This window comes from Arthrobacter sp. Y3221048 (genome assembly GCF_059092685.1).
The window spans coordinates 69,452-88,216 of the sequence record NZ_JBNHHX010000001.1 but is presented as its reverse complement, the minus strand read 5'-3'; the positions used below and the strand labels follow the sequence as shown (position 1 = coordinate 88,216).

16 protein-coding genes are annotated in these 18,765 nt (G+C 63.8%); 10 read left to right on the top strand and 6 right to left on the bottom strand.

The features are described 5' to 3' along the window. Positions 1-109 precede the first annotated feature (109 nt). Positions 110-1,846, bottom strand: a complete 1,737-nt coding sequence (locus AC5RVS_RS00375; RefSeq protein WP_494106674.1) for a fibronectin type III domain-containing protein — start codon at positions 1,844-1,846, stop codon at positions 110-112. Between the two features lie 637 nt (positions 1,847-2,483). Next, complete coding sequence (locus AC5RVS_RS00370) at positions 2,484-2,849, bottom strand: hypothetical protein (protein ID WP_494106673.1); 366 nt, start codon at positions 2,847-2,849, stop codon at positions 2,484-2,486. Between the two features lie 108 nt (positions 2,850-2,957). Here AC5RVS_RS00370 and AC5RVS_RS00365 point away from each other — a divergent pair, with 108 nt between their 5' ends. The 4 genes from AC5RVS_RS00365 to AC5RVS_RS00350 all read left to right on the top strand — a co-directional run bounded on the left by AC5RVS_RS00365 (position 2,958) and on the right by AC5RVS_RS00350 (position 6,885). Beyond that, the gene (locus tag AC5RVS_RS00365) at positions 2,958-3,965 is read left to right on the top strand and encodes an ATP-dependent DNA ligase (protein WP_494106672.1); all 1,008 of its coding nucleotides are present in this window, start codon (positions 2,958-2,960) and stop codon (positions 3,963-3,965) included. 22 nt (positions 3,966-3,987) lie between these two features. Further along, positions 3,988-5,016 carry a PDDEXK nuclease domain-containing protein gene (locus tag AC5RVS_RS00360; protein ID WP_494106671.1) on the top strand — a complete coding sequence of 343 codons (1,029 nt, stop codon included), beginning with the start codon at positions 3,988-3,990 and terminating at the stop codon, positions 5,014-5,016. Between the two features lie 374 nt (positions 5,017-5,390). After that, the gene (locus AC5RVS_RS00355) at positions 5,391-5,594 is read left to right on the top strand and encodes a cold-shock protein (protein ID WP_493950230.1); all 204 of its coding nucleotides are present in this window, start codon (positions 5,391-5,393) and stop codon (positions 5,592-5,594) included. Between the two features lie 601 nt (positions 5,595-6,195). Further along, a complete protein-coding gene (locus AC5RVS_RS00350; protein WP_494106670.1) occupies positions 6,196-6,885 on the top strand; it encodes a DUF7793 family protein in 690 nt (229 codons plus the stop codon). 142 nt (positions 6,886-7,027) lie between these two features. On the opposite strand, the gene AC5RVS_RS00345 is transcribed toward AC5RVS_RS00350, so the two are convergent. From AC5RVS_RS00345 to AC5RVS_RS00330, 4 genes are all read right to left on the bottom strand, one after another. Then, positions 7,028-8,374 (bottom strand): PQQ-dependent sugar dehydrogenase, encoded by a 1,347-nt coding sequence (locus AC5RVS_RS00345; protein ID WP_494106669.1) that lies wholly within the window; start codon positions 8,372-8,374, stop codon positions 7,028-7,030. A 767-nt stretch (positions 8,375-9,141) separates the two neighbouring features. Next, complete coding sequence (locus AC5RVS_RS00340) at positions 9,142-10,485, bottom strand: MFS transporter (protein WP_494106668.1); 1,344 nt, start codon at positions 10,483-10,485, stop codon at positions 9,142-9,144. Continuing rightward, entirely contained in the window at positions 10,485-11,246 is a 762-nt protein-coding gene (locus AC5RVS_RS00335) for an SDR family oxidoreductase (protein ID WP_494106667.1), read from the bottom strand. The genes AC5RVS_RS00340 and AC5RVS_RS00335 overlap by 1 nt, the downstream gene beginning before the upstream one ends. Positions 11,247-11,509: 263 nt before the next feature. Continuing rightward, positions 11,510-12,016, bottom strand: a complete 507-nt coding sequence (locus tag AC5RVS_RS00330) for a MarR family winged helix-turn-helix transcriptional regulator (protein WP_494106666.1) — start codon at positions 12,014-12,016, stop codon at positions 11,510-11,512. Positions 12,017-12,111: 95 nt separating this feature from the next. On the opposite strand from AC5RVS_RS00330, the gene AC5RVS_RS00325 reads away from it, so the two are divergent. The 6 genes from AC5RVS_RS00325 to AC5RVS_RS00300 all read left to right on the top strand — a co-directional run bounded on the left by AC5RVS_RS00325 (position 12,112) and on the right by AC5RVS_RS00300 (position 18,717). Further along, the gene (locus AC5RVS_RS00325) at positions 12,112-13,200 is read left to right on the top strand and encodes an LLM class flavin-dependent oxidoreductase (protein WP_494106665.1); all 1,089 of its coding nucleotides are present in this window, start codon (positions 12,112-12,114) and stop codon (positions 13,198-13,200) included. Then, the gene (locus tag AC5RVS_RS00320) at positions 13,197-13,862 is read left to right on the top strand and encodes an NADPH-dependent F420 reductase (RefSeq protein WP_494106664.1); all 666 of its coding nucleotides are present in this window, start codon (positions 13,197-13,199) and stop codon (positions 13,860-13,862) included. Before AC5RVS_RS00325 ends, AC5RVS_RS00320 begins: the two co-directional genes overlap by 4 nt. A gap of 51 nt (positions 13,863-13,913) precedes the next feature. Then, on the top strand, positions 13,914-14,957 hold the full coding sequence (locus AC5RVS_RS00315) for an LLM class flavin-dependent oxidoreductase (protein ID WP_494106663.1): 1,044 nt from the start codon (positions 13,914-13,916) through the stop codon (positions 14,955-14,957). 31 nt (positions 14,958-14,988) lie between these two features. Next, complete coding sequence (locus tag AC5RVS_RS00310; protein WP_494106662.1) at positions 14,989-15,618, top strand: superoxide dismutase; 630 nt, start codon at positions 14,989-14,991, stop codon at positions 15,616-15,618. Positions 15,619-15,834: 216 nt separating this feature from the next. After that, positions 15,835-16,821: a zinc-binding dehydrogenase gene (locus AC5RVS_RS00305; RefSeq protein WP_494106661.1), complete on the top strand. Its 987-nt coding sequence runs from the start codon at positions 15,835-15,837 to the stop codon at positions 16,819-16,821. Between the two features lie 267 nt (positions 16,822-17,088). Then, positions 17,089-18,717, top strand: a complete 1,629-nt coding sequence (locus AC5RVS_RS00300) for a type I restriction-modification system subunit M (protein WP_494106660.1) — start codon at positions 17,089-17,091, stop codon at positions 18,715-18,717. Positions 18,718-18,765 lie beyond the last annotated feature (48 nt).

The window sequence follows — 18,765 nt, the reverse complement described above, 5'->3', positions numbered from 1 at the left end:
TGTCTGCCATGGTCGGCCTTTCAGTCGTGAGTAGTGGTGGGACGGAAAAGCCCCCGAGGAGCGTAATGCTCCCCGGGGGCTTTTGTGTTGCCTGGCGTGGCCGCAGGGCTTACGGGCAGCGGATCTGTGCGCCGTTTTTGTCAACGGTCCAGCAGACGCCCATGGAGCTGCGGTCGCCGATAACGCCGCCACCACCACCGCCCGACTTCTTCGTCCGCACAGTCTTAGTGACAGTGGAAGAGGACCTTTTGACCTTCCCGTTGACGGACTTCGCGTTCGCCTTCACGGACACCGTGTACTTGGTGTCCTGCTTCAGCTTCGTGAATGTCGCCGTGGTGCCGGTGGTGGTGTAGACCTTCACCGTTTTCTTGCCCTGCTTCAGCGTGACGGTGTACCCGGTCAGCTTGCCGGTGACAGCCGGCTTCTTCCAGGAAACCGTGACGCTGCCCTTACCTGCCGACGCCTTGACAGACGCCGGTGCGGCAACCTTCACAACCGAAGCCGAAACCGTCTTCACGGTCTTGGAGACCGTGGAGGAAGCCTTCCGGGATTTGCCGTTGGGAGAGACGGCGTTCGCTGTCACGTACAGCCTGTAGCTGGTGCCGGCCTTCAAACCGGTGAAAGTCTGCGAAGTGTTCGTGGTGACGAACGTCTTCACGGTCTTGGAGCCCTGCTTCAGTGTGACCGTGTAGTTCGTCAGCTTGCCGGTGACGGCAGGCTTGCCCCATGAAGCGGTGATTGAATCCGTGGTAGCGGACGCATTCACGGACTTGGGAGAAGCAACACTGACGATGTTGGCGGGGTCCTTCGCGGTGGTAACCGCCTTCTGGATGATTCCGGTGTGTCGCCTGCCATCGTCAGCGATCGCGTCGCCGTGGACCGAAATAAGGTACTTGGTTTCCGGCTTCAGTCCCGTGACGGTCAGGGAGGTGGCCCCGGCACCGGCATTGATCCATCGGTCGCCGCCCGCTCCCTCAACCCGGATCCGGTAGCCGGCGGGGGTGCCGCGTACGAGAGGCTTCGGCCAGTTGACGGTGACCCTGTCAAAGCCGACCTTGCTCATGGTGAGGGAAGTGGAAGGCGGGAAGGTCACCTCCGCCGTGGAGTCCTTCCGGGTCGTGAAGTCGACCGTCACGGGGGCGGAGGCGATCTTGTGCAGGCCGTTCGGGGATACCGCGTTGGCGCGGACCTCGGCGGTGTAGGCCGTATCGGGCAGAAGGCCGTACAGGAACTCGATAGACGCGTGCGGTACAACGACATTCCTTACGAGGGCCGTGCCCCTCTTCAGCGTCAGGGTGTAGTTCACGATTTTGCCGACGTAGAACCGCGGTTCATACCAGGACAAGACTGCGTGGGAGTTGGTGAGCTCCCGGATCTTGAGATCGCGCACGGGATCCGCGAGCACGGTGTCGGCCTCGATGCCGGTCTTGAAGCTCACCCAGGTGACCGGGGATGGGTTAAGCCCGCCCTCGCGCCCTCCCACCCAAATTCCGATCCGGGTCTCGGTGTTTTCGCTCAAGCGATGGGCGCGGAATTCCCCTACCGGATCAGAAGTGTATTCGTCGGACCCGGTTCCCACGTTGCGGGTTTCCCGGCCCTCCTGTTCGATGATGAAGTTGTAGGTATAACCCAGCCCTCGATAACCGGCCGGTATCGCCCAGGTCAGCGTTGCTGAATCGAAGGAGACTTTGGAGACTTTGACATTGGTCGGTGCAGCGGGCGGCACCTCCGGGGCGACCGGCGTGGCGTAGGCCGGCGCAGCCGTCAGGGCAGTGGCGGCAACGCCGCCGCCGGACAACAGGACGCCGGCCGCCAGGACCAGCGACAATCCTTTTCTGAATTTCAAGGTGATAAACCTGCCCTACTTCTAGATGGATGGGCGAGACAGAACCTTCACGAAAAATAACCTCGGAACTTGCAGCGCTTGATGAGAACACCAAAGGGCCTGTCGAAGCGGTTCTACCTCCCTTGTAGGTATCGACTCGTTCCGGGCAGATGTAAGTGAAGCGGCGCCGATTTGCTGTATCGACGCCGACAACTTGCCAGTAAACCGTCCATCGGTACAGGGACGTGATTCGTACGCCTTGCCGCCCTCGACTATCGAAGCAGCGTGACAGGAGATACGACATCGCGGTGCATTCGATCGCGACGGATAAACTCCTACATGCCCAGTGAGGCGCATACCGAGGGCCTTCCTCAGGCGCTACTCATCGTCGGAAACATGTACTAGATGCCAGCCGTCCCAGCCCGGATGTTTCCGAACTTCCAGTGTTCGCAACGGCGACGTCGACGTGGCCTGTACCTGGAGGCGCCAAAATTCGACGTCAACAATGTTGCCCTGGCCGCGCCCGGCGGGCAGGTTGGATTCCCACCAATTCCACCGGCTGAACCAGTGCAGCGGCTCGGCCGCTACCGGCCAGAGCCGGCCCCGCCAGCGCACCGCCAACGGCACCCCGTGGGGCGTGAAGCGGAGTTCGACCGGCTCATTGAGCGTTCGCTGGCCTGTGTGTTCCTGTACCGCTGTCATTGGCCTGTCCCGTCCTGTCTCCCAAAGCCGTGTTCCGTACCTGATCGTTCCGCCGCCGCACCGCGGATGCCCACACCCAGGTCACCCGCCGGACCCCTGCGTCCGTCCAGGTGACCTGCACCGCCCGGGACGTCCAGCCGAACGCCTCACCGGCAACCAGCTCGGCCGAACCCGGGAACCGGATCCACGCCCACACCGGCACCCCGGGCACCACCCGGGTCACTTTGCAGTGCTCGAGGTCCAGTTCCTCCGGGGTCAGCGACACCGGCTCGGCCCGCCTGGTGTAACGGGCCGCCAGCTTCGCCAGCGCGTCCCGATCCATCCCTTAAAAATAGAACACATATTCTAATAAAGCGAAGAGACGGAACGACAGATGCCCGCGTCTTTGCCCCGGCCATTGAGTCCAAGGTGTGCCTTGTATCGTGGGCTCATGGATGCCAAGCTGCCGGCGGCGCTGAGCCTGCCGGTCAAGGTGGCCTTGGCCCGCGCGGTGGAAAAGATGCCGGGCCGCGGCGCGCTGCCCGGGGGAGCTTGGTACGAACCCAAATGGGACGGCTACCGCGCGGTCATCAGCCGCGACGGGGATGAGACGTCCATCTGGTCCCGGCAGGGCAAGAACCTTTCCCGGTACTTCCCCGACCTGGTTGAGGCGGCGGGGGAGCAGCTGCCGCCGGGCTGCCTGCTCGACGGGGAAGCGGTGGTCTGGTCGGGGGAGCGGCTGGACTTCTCCGCCCTCCAGCAACGCATGAGTGCGTCGGTGAAATCGCTGCCCGCGCTGGTGCGCCGGGTGCCGGCCCACTTCGTCGCCTTCGACCTGCTCGCCGCCGCCGGGCACGACATCCGCAGCGAACCGTTTCTGACCCGGCGGGAGCTGCTCGAAGAACTCAGCCAAGACTGGGACGGACCCCTCGAACTATCCCCGGGCACCACCGACCCGGACACCGCCGCCACCTGGTTCGAGGAGTTGCCCGCCACCGGCATCGAAGGACTCGTCATCAAGGGCGCCGGCCAACCCTACGAGGGAGGGCAACGGCAATGGCAAAAAATCAAACACCGCGACACCGTCGACGTTGTATGCGCAGCAGTCATCGGTCCGCTCACCCGGCCCGAAGCCATCGTCGCCGGACTGCCGATCGACGGGGAACTCCGGATTGTCGGTCGTTCCGCGCCGCTGAAGGCGGCGGCCGCGAAACTGCTGGGATCCCAGTTGCAGGCGGCCGGCCGGGATCATCCCTGGCCGCACCGGGTGAAATCCACGGCCATGGACCGGTTCAATGCCGACGCCGGCGAAACCGAGCTGACCCTGGTGGAACCGCTCGTCGTGGAAGTGTCAGCCGACACCGCGATGTCCGGGACATCCTTCCGCCATGCAGTCCGCTTCCTGAGGGCCAGGCCGGAGCTGGATCCGGAATCGGTGTCCGCGCCCAGGACGCGGTGAGGCCGGAGATAGAGTAATGGCCATGGCCAGCCGTGAGATTGCCCTGCCCGATGACTACCAGGATCTTTTGAAGGTTCTGAAGGAGCGGGTGCGCGGGACCCGGGCACAAGCGGTGCGGACGGTAAATTCCCAGTTGATCGGGCTGTACTGGTCGATCGGGCGGGACATCCTGCAACGTCAGGATGCCGAAGGCTGGGGCAGTGGCGTCATCGCCCGGCTTGCCGAAGACCTCAGGGCAGAGTTCCCGGAGATGAAGGGCTTCTCCCAGCGAAACCTGCAGTACATGGCCACCGTTGCCAAAGCCTGGCCTGATGCAATTGCGCAGCAGCCTGCTGCGCAATTGCCCTGGGGCCATCTGATGGTCCTGGTCGATAAGCTCAGCGACCGTGAATCCTTGGACTGGTACGCGGCCGCAGCGGTGGAGCACGGATGGTCCCGGAACGTGCTGATGAACATGATCATGAGCCAGACCATGGAACGCACCGGCTCCGCGCCGTCGAATTTCGCCGAACTGCTGCCCGCGCCAGGTTCGGAGCTGGCACAACAGGCAGCGAAAGACCCGTACAACTTCGAGTTCCTCGGCCTGTCCGGTGAAGTCGCTGAACGGGATCTGGAGCAACGGCTGACCGACCGGATCGTGGAGACCCTGCGCGAACTCGGCCCCGGCTTCTCCTTCGTCGGCCGGCAGGTGCATCTGGAGGTCGGGGGAGACGACTTCTACATCGATCTGCTCTTCTTCCACGTCGAACAGCTTCGCTACTACGTATTCGAGCTGAAGACCGGCCGGTTCCAACCCGAGTACGCCGGGAAACTGAACTTCTACGTCGCCGTGGTCGATGACCTGCTCAAGCGCGATTTCCACCACGAAACGGTTGGGATCCTCATCTGCGGCAGCAAGAACGACCACACCGTCCGCTACGCGCTCGGCCGCACGACCTCGCCCATGGCGGTGTCCGCGTACACATACGAGCAGCTGCCCGCCGAAGACCAGGCCTTGGTGCCCGGGGAAGACAAGCTCACCGCCGCCCTGGACCGACTGCCCGACAACTAACAACCGTCCCTGCTGGGACAAGTCCTGGACGCCATGGAACGCGGTGGAAGGGAGGCGGGGAACAGCCCCGCGGTTGGGGGGATTGCGGGGCTGTTCCTCTCGCTGGGTGCCTTCGGCGCCGCACCGGCAGTTGGGGGAACGCCGGGGCGCTGCTTGGAGCGGGCACCGAAACCAGTCTTTCAGAAGGCGGCCAGTTAAACGAGTCATGCCGCGTGTGGTGGGCCAGTCCTTTCCCGGATTCCGGCAGTGTTCCTTGTGGGGCACGCTGGCTCTCTTGCTGCAGGTTCAGCCCTCGCTTAGGTTGAAGGTGGACTGCCGCGGGCGGGCTCCCGTTGGGGGAGTCGGCGCTGCCGTTCCAGGAGGAAGAGATCAGCATGGCAACAGGCACCGTCAAGTGGTTCAACGCCGAAAAGGGATTCGGTTTCATCAGCCAGGACGATGGCGGGCCGGATGTATTCGCACACTTCTCGGCGATCGCATCCAGCGGCTACCGCTCACTGGAAGAGAACCAACGGGTCGAGTTCGACGTCGCCCAGGGACAGAAGGGGCTGCAGGCCGAGAATATCCGCCCGCTCTAAGCTTGGCCACGACCGAAGCCCCGACGCTGCGAACGGTCAATATTGCAAGTAGTTTCCTTAAGCAAGCAGCTACTGCACTCGGTGCTGTGTATATATTGCTTTGCATGAGAAACAGGATCGCCAGCTCTACGGGTGAGCGCGTCAGGATCCCGGTGGCTGCTGCGGGAGGTGTGGGGTTCTCTTTTCTCGGGTCCTGACTGACTTCGGTAAAACGTAGAGCACTCCGCGGCTAAAGCCACATCGAGACACCAGCGGGCGATCATTCTGCGCTCGGTACACGCCAGCGGCATCAGCTTCCACACTAAGGACACACCCACAGCCAGCAGAAGCTGTGTCGGCTGTCAGGTTCTTCACGACCACACACATACCACCAGGAGTGCGTTGGGGTCGGGCAAAGCGTTTTACTACCTGACAATTTCTGCTCTGCGAAATGGTTATTAGGCAGAGGAGTTCCTCGGGATATGACCTGAAAGAAATACGAGATCGCATCAAAGAAAGTAAGGCTGCTGAATAGTTGAAAGTTGAAGTAATGACGTCCACGGGAATATGATTCGTCAAGGTTCTTGATGGAAGCTTTACCAAAAACTTCCCAAAGGTCGCCATGCATCCTGTATCCCAAACAATCACGCGGGGCGCCGATCAGCCCGTGCTGAGACCCGGTGTCCTTTGTAGTCCAGAGGTCGAGTTCCTCCCCGACGGCGTCGTCTTCGTTCGCTGGCCTTCGCATGCAACGATCGAAGAGCCTGATGCTTTGGCGGCGATATCTCTCATTGAAGGGCTGGGCGGGGACGAGCCCAGGCCGATGCTGGTCGACATGCAGGGAATGCGTTCTGCCAGCTCCGCAGCGATGACAAGATTTGCCAATGGCCTTCCCGCGACAAGGATGGCACTGGTCGGAACTTCCCCGGTTAAGCAAACGATTGTGCAGTTCTTCCGCACGATTCACCGGCCGACTTACCCTGCCACGTATTTCACCAAGGACGCGGAGGCGCTGCGGTGGCTCACAGGCGGGCAATACAAGAGTGCCCTGGACGCAGTTCCAGAGACTCAAGAGAAGCGGGATCCGGGCTCTTGCGCGGTCGATGACACCACCGTCCCCACACGATGGTTCCGCATAAGCAAAGCACTGACCGGGCTGGTTCGTTCCGCAGTGGAGGCACAACCTGAGCTGCCATCCTTGCGGACCCGCGTGATGCGGGCCCGCAGACGGTTCATCCTGATGGAAATATCTCTCACTGGTTGGGAGGCCCCGCCGAGCGTGCGCTCAGCGGGGCCTCTTCCTGCCCGGTGATGTGGGCTCACGTCCTTCGGTCGCGGTGCAGGATCGCCGGTCTGCTAGGAAATGGTGAGCTGGTCGCCGCAGGGCTGGGTTGGCCCGGGCCACCACATGTCAACATCTGTCATGACCTCGGGCCAGCTGTGTCCTTGTCCTCTCAGTGGTTGTGCTTGCCGTCGTGCCCATGATGATCGTGTTCCTTTGGGTCCGGGGCGACCCGGTAGATGGTTCCGTTGGCGTCTTCGCTGACGAGCATGGCGCCGTCTTGGGTGACCGTGATGCCGGTGGGGCGGCCGAAAACCCGTTCTTCATCCAGCGCGAACCCGGTCATGAAGTCCACGTACTCCCCGGTCGGCTCGCCGTTGACCATGACGGCCCGGACCACTTTGTACCCGGTCCGGTGTTCACGGTTCCAGGACCCGCGCAGTGTGGCGAAGGCATCACCGTGGTACTTACGCGGGAACGCTTCGGCGTCGTAGAACTGGACTTGCAGGGTGGAGGAATGGGCTTGGATCAATACCTCGGGCGCGATGACCTCGTCCTGCAGGTCCGGGCGCTCACCGGCGTGGGCGGGATCCTCAAAGCCGCCGGTGTAGAACCACGGCCAGCCATAGAACCCGTCCTCCTGCACGGTGGTCAGAAAGTCGGGCGGGACATCGGCGCCGAGATGGTCGCGTTCGTTGCCCGTGCACCACAGTTCGTCGGTGGCCGGTTGGATGGTCATGCCTGAGCAGTTGCGCAGCCCGGTGGCGTAGTTCCGGACGTTCTCGCCCTCCGGGTCGAAGACGCGGACCACGGCCCGGTCCTCCTCATCGGCCCAGGCAGCGCCCCGTCCGTGGGTGGCCTCCCAGTCCTGGATTTCCTCGGCGGTCTTCTCCGGCATGTCACCGGCGACATTGGAGGCCGAGCCGATCGAGACGAAGAGGTGCTCCCCATCCGGGGCCACGGCCAGATCCCGCGTCCAGTGCCGCTCGGTGGGGATGTCCGAGATGATCACCTCGGCCGGCCCGGCGGCCACGCGGTCGCCCTCACTGTAGGGGTAGCGCACGACCTGGTCTGCCGCGGCCACGTAGACATACTCCGGGTCCTCCTGGGGGTAGAACGCGATACCGAAGGGCCGATCAAGGCCTTCGGCAAAGACTTCGGGCTCGGCCGAAAGTTCTCCATCGGCGTCGGCGGCGAAGACCAGGACGCGCCCGGCGCCGCTCTCGGACAAGAAGACGTCGCCGTTGGGGGCGAGGCGCATGACGCGGGGCTGGTTGAAGCCGCTGGCGAATTCCTCCACCTCAAAGCCCTCCGGAACCTCCGGCATCACCCCGGCCGGCCGATCGACCACCGTGGGCTGCCGTTCGAAGTCGGGTGCTTCGGGGTCCCCTTCGTTTACCGGCGGGGGCAGCTCCTCGGCTCTGATCCAATGCCGATCGCCGGGTTGGTCCTGCTCGGCAGGCGCCGTGACCAGGGGCGCCGGCGAGGCGACAGCGGTCGAACCCGGCAGCAGGGACATGGACAACAGCAGAGCTACCGGGATTGAAGAACGCTTCAAAAATATGGACGTGCGCATAGTTTCCTCCGCGAAACTATGGGGTGGTGGCGTGCCGCTCCGGCTGCCTCGCGCGGGCTTGCAAAGCACCTGCCACCACGGTGACTTCTTGATTTTTTCGCCGTTCGGGTGCTTGCGAGAAGAGCGAACGGGAACACTGCCAACAAACAAACGTGGCGGTCGCAGAAGAAGACGACCCGGGTGACGTCAATCACGTCAGCTCCGATCATAGTGACACAGATGGGCGGCAACAAGTCGAGGGCGAGACGCCAAGCATCTCGGCCATGAGGCACGCATTACTACTCCCTAGGGGAGGTACCCCGCTCCAAGGAGCCTGTGCGCTCTGCTTAAGCCGGGCGTCAGGGCATTTGCTATCGGGCGTCATTTGCCGGACTCGGCGACCCCGAGGTGTCCGGCCGCACTGGTGCCGAGGACGCGCTGGGCGAAGGCGGCGTACCGACGAGGGGCAGCCCTTCTTCGCCCCAGAATGGCAAAAACAGGGGGCGGCGAAGGGTCCAGGTGAACTGGACGTAATCGCACCCTCTGGAAAGGCCTTGCACCCCAGCCCTGCGGGCGGCCGGCTGCCTGCTTCGGGCCCACATCGTAGACAGTCCCGTCACCGGAGGACGTGTCACTTAGGAGTCCTGGCAGTGCAAAGAAGGCCACGACAAACACCGCCTGCGGCTCCGAGGAGTTCGGGCTGCAGGCGGTGCCATCCGTTCACACTGGTGCTAGCGGATCGGGGTCTTGGTCGAATCCGGGGTGAATTTGTCCTCGAGGTAGCTGTCCTTGGGGGTCATCATCCATCCGCCGGCGAGCATCAGCATGCCGGTGGCCGCGAAGACCAACAACGCGGCGGTCCAGCCTCCGGTTGCCGAGAACAGGGCGCCGCCGAGCAGCGGGCCCAGGGTACCGAAGAGGTAGCCCACGCCCATGGCAAACCCGGCCAGGGCCGCGGAACCAGCTGCGGTGCGGGTCCGCCGGTTGAACATCGTGATGGCCAGCGGGAAGGCGCCCCCGCCTACGCCCATGATGAAGGCCCACAACATCGGCGTTCCCGGAGAGAGGATCAGGCCGAAGTAACCGATGGGCGCCACGAGGCTGAGCATTGCTGCCAGCGGGAACACGCGCTTAAGCCTCGCGGCCAGGATCGGGACGATGAAAGCCATCGGCAAGGTCATGAACGTGAAGACGGAAAACGCGCCGGCGGCCGCGTCCAGGTCCATGCCGCCATCCTTAAGGATGGTCGGCAGCCAGGCGAGCATGCCGTAAGTGTTCAACGACGCCATGGCGTAGAACAAGGCGGTGCCGACGGCGATCCGGCTGGTGACCAGCTGCGCCAGCCCAAGCTTGGGTCCCGATGCGGCGGCCGGTGATGCCGGCGTTGTTCCCGCCGCAGCTGCTGCGGTTCTGTTCCTGCGCAGGCGGATCAGCTGGATGATCCAAGGAAGCGCCGCCGCTAGGGAAAGGAGCGACCAGGACGCGATGGAGGCGCGCCAGCCGGCCGCGTTGTTGATCGGCATCGCGGTCATCGCCGGCAGGGTGGCACCGGCCTGCATCAGCAGCGCGAAGACGGTGAGCATGGCCGCCTGACGGTCCGGGAAGTACTTCTTGACCAGCGGCGCGCCGACGACATTGCCAAAGCCCATGCCGATCAGGGCGACCACGCTGAGGACGAAGAACAGCGGAACGCTCTCCGTGAGGGAACGGCCGAACGTGCCGGCGGCGGCGAGCAGCATGGCCAGGGCCGCGGCCAGTTCCGGTCCGCGGGCACGGATCAGCACGGGGGCGAGGAAGCCGGCGAGGCCGAAGCTCAGGGTCGGCAGCATGCCCAGAAAGCTGGCGCCGGCGACCCCGATACCGAGTTCCTCACGCAGGACCGGCAGCAGTGGGGACAGGCCGGTGACCGCGTGCCGCAGGGTGATGCCCAGCAGGACGATGCCGACGATGAGTAGGACCCGCCCGCGCCACAGGCCGCCAGGCCCGGACGTGGCGGCGGCCGCAGCAGGGGTAGCAGGCGTGGAGACGGACTCTCCCGCGCCGGAGGCCGGGGCGGAAAGCGATCGGGTGCTCATCAGACCGCTGCCTTGGAGTCGCCGTCGATGGGGAACATCTGGCCGGAGATGGTGCGTGCGTGCGGGCCGGCGAGGAACAGGATCAGTGCGGCGATGTCGTTCGGGTCAATGAACTTCTTGACGGACTGGTTGGCCATCGCCCCGTCGATCTCTTCCTGGACAGTGCGCCCGGAAACCGCCGCGCGGCCCTCGAAGACGCTCATGATCCGCGGGCCGTCCACCGCGCCCGGATGGATGGTGTTGGACGTGATGCCGAACGGGCCCAGTTCCATGGCGAGGGTCTTGGCGAAGCCAACCAGGCCCCACTTGGTGGTGGAGTAGGCGATGCGGTTCGGGTAGCCGAAGCGCCCGGCCAAGGAGGACATACTGACGATCGCGCCAGCCTCGGAATCCTTCAGCAAGGGAATGGCCTGTTGGGTGACGTTGAACGTTCCCTGCAGGTTGACACCGATGACGGCAGCGAAGGCGCCCGCGTCGTACTGCTCGACCGGCGCGGTGGGGCCGGCGATGCCGGCGTTGTTGACCAGCACGTCCAGGCCGCCGAGCTGGGACTTCACGTCGGCGAAGAGCGCCTCGACGTCGCCCGGTACGCTCACGTCGCCAACCGTGCCGGTGATGTTCGCGTTTTCGGCTGTGACCGATGCGACCGCGTCAGCATTGATGTCTGCGATGTGGACACGCGCGCCGCTGGCCGCAAAGGCCTTGGCGACGGCCAGGCCGATCCCGTTTGCTCCGGCAGTTATCAGAACCCGCTGTGACATTGTCTTCTCCTTCGATCATGGCAGGCGGGGACAGAAGCAGGCGGGCTGTAGCTCGCTTGTCTGTGTGCCCCGCAATCACGCATTTTGTATGCGTATGCATTTACATTGACCCCGTTAAGTTGAAATGTCAACTAAGTGTGAGGTGGTCCACCAAGCGGCTCCCTTCGCCCCGGCATCGAACACCCCGGACTTGTTCCTGCGATCTGCTTCCGCGCAGGCGAGCCGCCGCCGCGCGATCACCTGCTCGTGGCAGCGAATCGGTGTTAGGGCAGGTGGTCCATTGCTTCGCAGGGGCTGGAGCCGGGCTGTGAGCGGTGGACGTCCATGGCCAGGCGGGCGATCAGCGCCGCCAGGGTGTCCGCTTCGGGCGCCTTGAGCCCGGACAGCAGCCGGGATTCGGCGGCGGCCACCCGTTCCTCATAGCGGGCCAGACTTTCCCGGCCTTTTTGGGTGGCGACGATCTTGCGCGACCTGCGGTCGGAGGGGGCAGGGACGCGTTCGACAACGCCGGCTTCAACCAGGGTGTCCAGCAGGTAGGTCAGGACCGTGCGGTCGATGACCAGATGGGAGGCCAGGGCCTGCTGGTTGGGCGGGTCGCGGTGCACGACGGTGGAGAGCACCTGATAGCCGCGGACTCCTCCCGGCATCCCCTCAACGGCCTCCTCGAAGCCGGCCTGGTACCCGCGCAACACCATGCCCAGATGCCAGCCCAGGTCTCCGGGCGGTGCGGAGGCGGGACTGTTGCGGACGGCTTGGACGCTTTTACTCATGGTTCCATCCTACCGCATGTATGCATTTGCGCAGATGATCTGTTGCCAATATAGTCTGTTGAGCAACATACTTTTAGTGCTGGGAGTCCACCGTTATGGAACTAGGCGTTTACAGCTTCGGCGACGTGCAGAAAGATCCGTCGACCGGAAAACTCCGGTCGACGGCCGAGGCAATGCGCAATCTGGTCGAGGCGATCCGGGTCGCGGATGAGGCCGGGCTCGACTACTTCGGAGTGGGCGAGCACCACACACGGGAGATGCCGGCGTCCGCGGCCGCCGTCGTGCTGGCCGGAGCGGCGACCGTGACATCGAACATCCGGCTCGGCAGCTCGGTCACGGTGCTGTCCACCGATGACCCGGTGCGCGTGTTCCAGCAGTTCGCCACGGTTGACGCGCTCTCGAACGGGCGGGCCGAGATCACCGCGGGGCGGGGTTCCTCGAAGGAGTCCTACCCGCTTTTCGGTTTCGATCTGGCCGATTACGACCGGTTGTACGCGGAGAAACTGGACCTGCTCCAGCTGCTCAATGAGCACGAAACCGTGACCTGGTCCGGGGAGTACCGGCCCGCCTTGGAGGACGCGCTGGTGGTCCCGCGCCCGGAAAACGGGGAACTGACCCTGTGGCTGGGCACCGGCGGCAGCCCGGGCTCCTCGGTGCGCGCCGGCCGTCGCGGACTGCCTGTGGCCTACGGGATCATCGGCGGCGAGCCGGCCAAGTTCGCCCCGCTGGCCGACCTGTACCGGCAGGCCGCGGCCCAGTCGAACACCCCGGCCGAGAAGATCCGGGTGGGCATCGCCACCCCGGGGTTCATCGGCGATGACGGGCAGAAGACCCGGGCCATGTGGTGGGGGCACTGGATCACGCGGATGGAAATGATCTCCGCCCAGCGCGGCTTCCCGATGATGAGCCGCGACCGCTACCAGAAGACCGCCACCGGCAGCGGGGCACTGTTTGTCGGGCACCCGGAGGAAATCGCCGAACGCATCGTCGACCTGCACCGGGTGATGGGCCACGACCGCCAGATCCTGGAAATGGACTACGGGCACGTCCCGCACAAGGAGCTGCTGCACTCCATCGAACTGCTCGGCACCAAGGTCAAACCACTGGTCGACGCCGAACTCGGCACCACACCGGCCACGACAACGCCCACCACCGAACCTGCCCCTGAAGGAGCACCCGCATGAGCCCGCAGGCCAAGACCATCCAAACAGTCGGGATCCTCGGCGCCGGACGCGTCGGCACCGCCGTCGCCCGCCAAGCCCTCAAAGCCGGCTACCAGGTGAAAATCGCCACCTCGAAGCCGGCGCAGGAGATCGCCCTGCTCGTGGAGATCATCACCCCCGGCGCGGCTGCCGTCGACGCCGCCGAGGCCGCGGCCGCGGACCTGGTCGTTGTCGCGGTGCCCCTGCACAAATACCGCACCATCGACCCAGGCCTCCTGACCGGGAAGACGGTGATCGACGCCATGAACTACTGGGCTCCCACCGACGGGGAAGTCGACGACTTCGAAAACGACCCCCGGACCAGCAGCGAAATCATCCAGGACTTCCTCACCGGAGCCCGACTGGTCAAGTCGCTGAACCACATCGGTTACCACGAACTCGAAGAAGACGGCCAGGAACCCGGGGCCTCCGGCCGCCGCGCCCTGGCCCTCGCCGGGGACAACGACGAGGCCAAAACCGCGGTTGCCGGATTCCTGAATCGCCTGGGCTACGACCCGGTCGACGCCGGCCCGCTCGCGGCGGGACGGGCCTTCCAGCCCGGCACTGAGATCTTCAACGGATCCCACACTGCCGCAGAACTCGAAAACCTGCTGGCCGAGGCCACCGCACCAGCTCGGAGCTAGATCCCGGCCATTCCCTCCCGACCCCAACTGACTAACCCCAAAGGAAACACCATGGAAATCGGCGCCTACAGCTTCGGCGACACCCAACTGAACCCCGACGGCACACCACGCTCCACCTCCGAAGCCGTCAGCAACCTCTTCGAGGCCATCGTCCACGCCGACAGGGAAGGACTCGACTACTTCGGCGTCGGAGAACACCACACCACGAGCATGCCGGCCTCATCACCCGGTGCGCTGATCGCAGCGGCCGCCGCCGCGACCAAACAGATCATCCTCGGCAGCGCCGCAAGCATCATCGGCACTGACGACCCCGTCCGGGTCTTCCAGCAGTTCGCTACCGCCGACGCGGTATCCGGCGGTGGGCGGATCGAGATTACCGCCGGCCGTGGGTCCTCGGTCGAAACCTTCCCCCTGTTCGGCTACGACATGACCGACTATGACCAGCTCTATGCCGAAAGGCTCGATCTGCTCATGACCATCAATGGCAACGACGACGAATACGTGAGCTGGTCCGGCTCCCGCCGCCCGTCCCTGGACAACCTTGCCGTCGTGCCCCGCCCGGTGAACGGCAGGCTGCCGATCTGGCTGGCCACCGGGGGCAACGCCGGATCCTCCGCCCGCGCCGGCCAGCTGGGCCTGCCCGTCTCCTACGGCATCATCGGTGGAGCCCCGCACCGCTTCGCCCCGCTCGCCGAGCTCTACCGGGCCACCGCGGCCCAGGCCGGACACCCAGCGGAAACCACCAAGGTCTCCGTCGCCGCCATCGGGCTGGTCGCACCTACCAAAGCAGAGGCGCTCGACCGGTTCTACCCCGGCTGGCACAACCTCAATGTCGAGATGGGCCGGCTGCGCGGCTGGCCCGCCCCCGACAAGCGGGCCTACCTCGCCCAGGCCGATGCGCCCGGAGCCTACTACATCGGCGACCCGGACGAAGTGGCCGAACGTATTGTCCATTTGCACGGCTACTTGGGCCACATGCGGCACTTCCTGCAGATGGACATCGGCGGGCTGCCCCACGAGCACTTCCTCGAATCCCTCACTCTGTTGGCCACTGAGGTAAAGCCCCGCGTCGAGCGCCTCCTGGCCGCCAAATAGCCCACACCCACACGAAAGAAGGAAGACAACCATGAGTAAGTACGAACTGCCCGGACTCGACTATGATTACGCGGCCCTGGAGCCGCACATTTCGGCGAGGATCATGGAGCTGCACCACTCCAAGCACCACGCCACCTACGTGGCCGGCGCGAACACCGCGCTGGAGCAGCTGGCCGAGGCCCGCTCCAAGGGCGAATTCGGCAACGTGCCGAAGCTGTCCAAGGACCTGGCCTTCCACCTCGGCGGCCACACCAACCACTCAATCTTCTGGAAGAACCTCTCCCCGGAAGGCGGCGACAAACCCACCGGCGAACTCGCTTCCGCGATCGATGAGTACTTCGGCTCCTTTGACGCGTTCCGCGGCCACTTCGGCGCTGCCGCGCTGAGCCTGCAGGGCTCGGGCTGGGCCGTGCTGGCCTACGAACCCCTCGGCGGCAACCTGGTCATCGAGCAGCTCTACGACCAGCAGGGCAACATTCCGGTGGGCACCATCCCGCTGCTCATGCTGGACATGTGGGAGCACGCCTTCTACCTTGACTACGTCAACGTCAAGGCCGACTACGTCAAGGCGTTCTGGAACATCGTCAACTGGGCCGACGTCGCCGCCCGCTTCGACGGCGCCCGCGCCGGCGCCTCCGCGCTGATCACCCCGGCCAAGTAACACCGGACCAACACGGGCGGCTTGGCCCCGGTCTGAGCCGCCCGTGACCTCAGAGATGGAAGGTCTCCACCGACGGTCCGGAGGCCGGCGGTCATCTCGATCCGCCCGCCATCGGAGGCCGCGTCGGCCGAGGTCAATTGCTCCTGTTTGCGCACCTGACCCCGTGCCGGCAACGGCTTGGTGTTTTGTCCGGAAGTATAGAAGAAGATAGAGTAGATGCATTCGCATATATGCGTATGCGTACCGTGTAAGGAAGTGAATGTAGTGAAGGCTTGGCAGTTTACTGAAATCGATGCACCGCTCTCCCTGAACGAGGTTCCTGCGCCCGAGCCTGCGGCGGATGAGGTTGTCTTGGACGTCAAGGCTGCCGGACTGTGCCACAGCGATGTCGGGTTTATGGACGGAACACTGACGCCCCTGCTTCCTTTCCGGCCGATCACCCTCGGTCATGAGATCGCCGGCATCATCTCTGCAGTAGGTGCCGATGTCACCGCGTTCAAAGTGGGGGACCAAGCCGTCATCCCCGCCGCGATCGAAGGGCCCGGCACCTCGCTTAACGGAGGCTTCGCGGAGAAGGTCGTGGCTCCCGCACGGCTGGTGGCTCTGCTGCCCGATGGCGTTCCCTTCGACCAGGCGGCCGCAGCGACCGACGCCGGCATGACCTCCTACCACGCAATGATGGTGCAAGGCAGGCTCAAGCCGGGGATGAAGGTAGGCGTTATCGGACTGGGCGGTTTGGGCTCTCTTGGCGCACAAACGGCAGTCGCCAACGGTGCAGAGCTCTACGTCGCCGAAGTTAACGAAAAGGTGCACCCGATGGCGCTCGAAATAGGCGCCGTGGCAGTGTCAAAGGACATCAGGGACTTTTCTGATAAGCAGCTGGATCTGGTGGTCGACTTTGCCGGTTTCGGCACCACAACTGCTGGTGCTGTTGAGACGGTGCGCCGCGGCGGTCGCGTTGTCCAGGTGGGGCTGGGACGAAGTGAGGGCACTATCAACCTTCAGCAGCTCACGCTGAACGAGGTAGAGCTTGTCGGTTCCCAGGCAGGAACACTGCAGGACTGCGCGGATGTGCTTCAACTGGTGGCCGACGGCAAACTGTCATCCCATATCACCCGAATTTCCTTCGACGAGATCGCAGAAGGTGTCGGCAGGCTGGCCCGCGGGGAAGTTATCGGCAGGTTGGTCGCCATGATCGACTGAGGGCAGATTGTTCCCGGCTTCCCGCAAGCCCTTTGAGGCACCTCCAGCTCTGGCTGGGGGTGCCTCCCTGGTGTTTGCGGCCTAGCATCTGCTCGGAGGGGAGAGAAGCGTAGGGCGATAAGGGGGCAGACGTATGCGCTGTTATCGGCTCCGGGAGCTTAAAGGTTCAGCCGAGGACACATTCGCTCGCGGTTCCTGCCCATAAGGTGGATCCAGTAAACATCGGTCTGGTTGGGGGAGACCCTGCCCGTGTTCCTGGAAGCAGCTATGAACTACGCATCCTTTATCTGGTCTATCGCGGACCTGCTCCGCGGCAACTTCAAGGCTCACCAGTACGGCGACTTCATCCTGCCGTTCACTGTGCTGCGACGTCTGGACTGCGTGCTAGAGGAGACCAAAGATGCGGTGCTGGAAGTTGTGGCCGATGCAAAGGCTAAGGGACTTCCGGTTCGTCCGGTTCTGTTGGCCCAGCGCGCTGGGCACAAGCACTCGTTCTTTAACACCAGCCGGTTTGACCTGAAATCGCTCCTCGGGGATCCGGAAAACGTCCGCGAGAACCTGCTCCAGTATGTGAACTCCTTCTCCGGGAACGTCCGGGACATCTTTGAGAAGTACAAGATAGAGGACCGCATCGAGGAACTGGAAGCGGCCGACCTGCTTTTCCTGGTCATCCAGCGCTTCACCGAAGTTGACCTTCATCCGGACGTGGTCGACAACGCCAGGATGGGTCATGTTTTTGAGGAGTTGATCCGGAAGTTTGCTGAATCCTCCAATGAGACCGCCGGTGAGCACTTCACTCCGCGTGAGGTCATCGAATTGATGGTCGATGTTCTCTTCGATGCCGATACCGAAGCTCTGCGTAAGCCGAATGTTGTCCGTAGCATCTACGATCCCACGGCCGGCACCGGCGGCATGCTTTCGGTGGCTGAAGACCACCTCCGGGCCATGAACCCGAAGGCGACCCTGACCCTGGCCGGGCAGGAGATCAACCCTCAGTCCTATGCCATCTGCAAGGCTGACATGGTCATCAAGGGCCAGTCCGTGGACGCCATCGTCTTCGGGGACACCCTGCTCAACGACGGACACGACGCCACGACCTTCAACTATTGCCTATCCAATCCACCGTTCGGAGTGGACTGGAAGAAGCAGGAGAAGGCGATCCGCGAGGAGCACGCCGAGCGCGGCTTCGCCGGCCGATTCGGACCCGGTCTGCCCCGCGTCTCGGACGGGTCCCTGCTGTTTTTGATGCACCTGATTTCCAAGATGCGCCCTAAGACTGATACCTCTGCCGGTGGCCGGGCGGCCATCGTGCTGAACGGCTCGCCCCTATTCACCGGTGGCGCCGGGTCCGGGGAATCGGAGATCCGCAAATGGATCCTGGAGCGTGACTACCTTGAGACGATCATCGGCCTGCCCACCGACATGTTCTACAACACTGGCATCAGCACCTACGTCTGGGTCCTGTCCAAGAACAAGGCACGCGAACGGACCGGCAAGGTCCAGATGATCGACGGCACCTCGTACTTCCGGAAGATGCGCAAAAGCCTAGGCTCCAAGCGCAATGAGCTTGGCCCCGAGGACATCGAAGCTATCGTCAAGCTCTACGGTCAGTTTGAGGAGAACGAGCAGTCGAAAATCTTCGACGTCACCGACTTCTTCTACCGCACCATCACCGTCGAGCGTCCACTTAAGCTCAGTTTCACGGTTACCGAAGAACGCATCGACGCGGTGCTGGACCAGAAGCAGTTCGCCAAGCTGGCAGGACCCGAGACAGCAGCCCTGCGGATCTCCCTGGAAGCCCTGATCACGGGCCACGGCGGGATTCATCTCGTCAGAGTGAAATCTAAGACTGTAGCCAGAGAGCGTCAGAAAATGCGAGATGGCACTCTACTCTGACGGATTCCGGCGACTCAGCTGACGTCAGGTTGATGTGTACCTGAACTG